Raw genomic sequence first — 1,655 nt, 5'->3', positions numbered from 1 at the left:
AGTTTATCCCTTCTCGTGCTGCATCTGTGGCAATCAGAATGCGGAGGGGATTGCTGGCTGGGTGGCTGTTAAATGCCTGTTTAATAGCCTCGCGCCGTTCCTCGCCAATGCCACCATGAAAAACGCCGATTCGTTGGTGTTCTAAGTGAGAATTGGCGAAGGCAGATCGCAATTGTTCTTCTAAGTAACGTTTGGTATCCGTATATTCTGTGAAAATTAGGACGCGCCACTCTAACCATTGAGCATTTGGCTGCCCTAAATCTGGACACAGATTTTCTCTAATCCACTCAATTAACTTAATAATTCTCGGGTCAGGTTGATAACGAGCAGCATTGGCAATTTCCGCCATTTCTGACAAAATTTCTTGTTCTCGCTGGGTAATTTTTGATAAACTATTAGCAGTTGCCGCTGCCATTTGCGCGTCTTCTTCTGCCTGCACTTCTTCCTCTGGCAGTTCCGCCCGCTCATCATCACCTCCCGCCGATTCAGACAGCAGTTGTAAGCGTTCTAACCGCAAAATTGGCTGTTTAGAAACTTGCTTTTCTAAAGCTACTCGGTGAACTTTCAACGTGCGAGTAAAGGCTTCGATAGATGACAGCAAGCGCTTTTGCAAATTGGTAATTACTAACATCGCCGCTGCTTGGTTGCTGCGAGATTCACCTTGCAATCGCTCTTCTCGCAATTCTCGATAGTGTTGCAGCAAGCGCGAAAGTTGGAGTTCGGGTGCAGTTTCAGGCAGGTTGTCGATCGAGATCGCAATCACTTCCCTTCTCGGAAAATCATCGCCAATTTCCCGTAAGTCTCGCTTGAGACGGCGCACCATTACCGAGTCGAGTAATTTGCGATCGCGCACGGGGACACCCCGGCAAAACCGCTGCGGATCTAAAATTTCTAACAACGCTGCAAAACTATTAGAATGGCCGTTGTGAGGCGTTGCTGAGAGAAATAACTTATGTTCAAAACGAGGCGCTAAATCTCGCACAGTGCGAGTTAGCTGGGAATCAACGGCATATTTAGCACCGCTGGCAGGGGCGGCATTGTGCGCTTCATCTAAAATCAGCATCGATGCGGCTGCAAATTCGCCCAGCCAATCTCGCAGTGGGCCGGTGTAGGTTTCATCTCTGAGCAAAGCATGGGAGATGATGAAGCGGGTGTGTGTTGTCCAGGGGTTGATGCCGTACCCGCGATCGCGCCTGCAGGTGGCCACAAAGGAGCGATCGCAAATTATGAAACTGAGCCCGAAGCGGCTTTCCATTTCTTCTTGCCACTGCCGCACGACAGTAGGGGGGCAAGAAATCACTACTCGTCGCACTTTCTGGCGGATCAGCATTTCCCGCAAAATCAGTCCCGCCTCGATCGTTTTGCCCAAGCCTACGTCGTCGGCAATAAATAACCCAACTCTCGGCATGAGTAAGGCTTTGCGGAGAGGTTCTAACTGGTAAGCTTTGACTTCGATGCCTGCTCGGTAGGGGGATTGAAATAGCTTGGGTTCGGTTGAAGTAACGCAGTTCCAGCGCAGGGTGTGCAGGTAAGCTGAGAAGAGTTTAGGATTGTCGAAGCCCCGCTTCGCGACGGAATCCCAAGAGTTATTGCCGATCGCTACGGCGTCAACTTCTCGCTCCCACAGGACTTCGAGGCTTTCTCCCAAGGCATCA

The 1,655-nt window shown here is 50.3% G+C and carries 1 protein-coding gene; it reads right to left on the bottom strand.

The genetic code is table 11. The annotated features are described in order from the left end of the window. Positions 1-1,655 (bottom strand): DISARM system SNF2-like helicase DrmD (drmD, locus tag IQ270_RS30100; protein ID WP_228056840.1); only part of this gene is annotated, 1,655 nt, incomplete at both ends.

Origin of the sequence: Microcoleus sp. LEGE 07076, from assembly GCF_015207455.1 — a bacterium.
GTDB lineage: Bacteria > Cyanobacteriota > Cyanobacteriia > Cyanobacteriales > Microcoleaceae > Microcoleus.
Note: the sequence above shows the minus strand (reverse complement) of the source record. Positions and strands in the feature narration are given on the sequence as shown.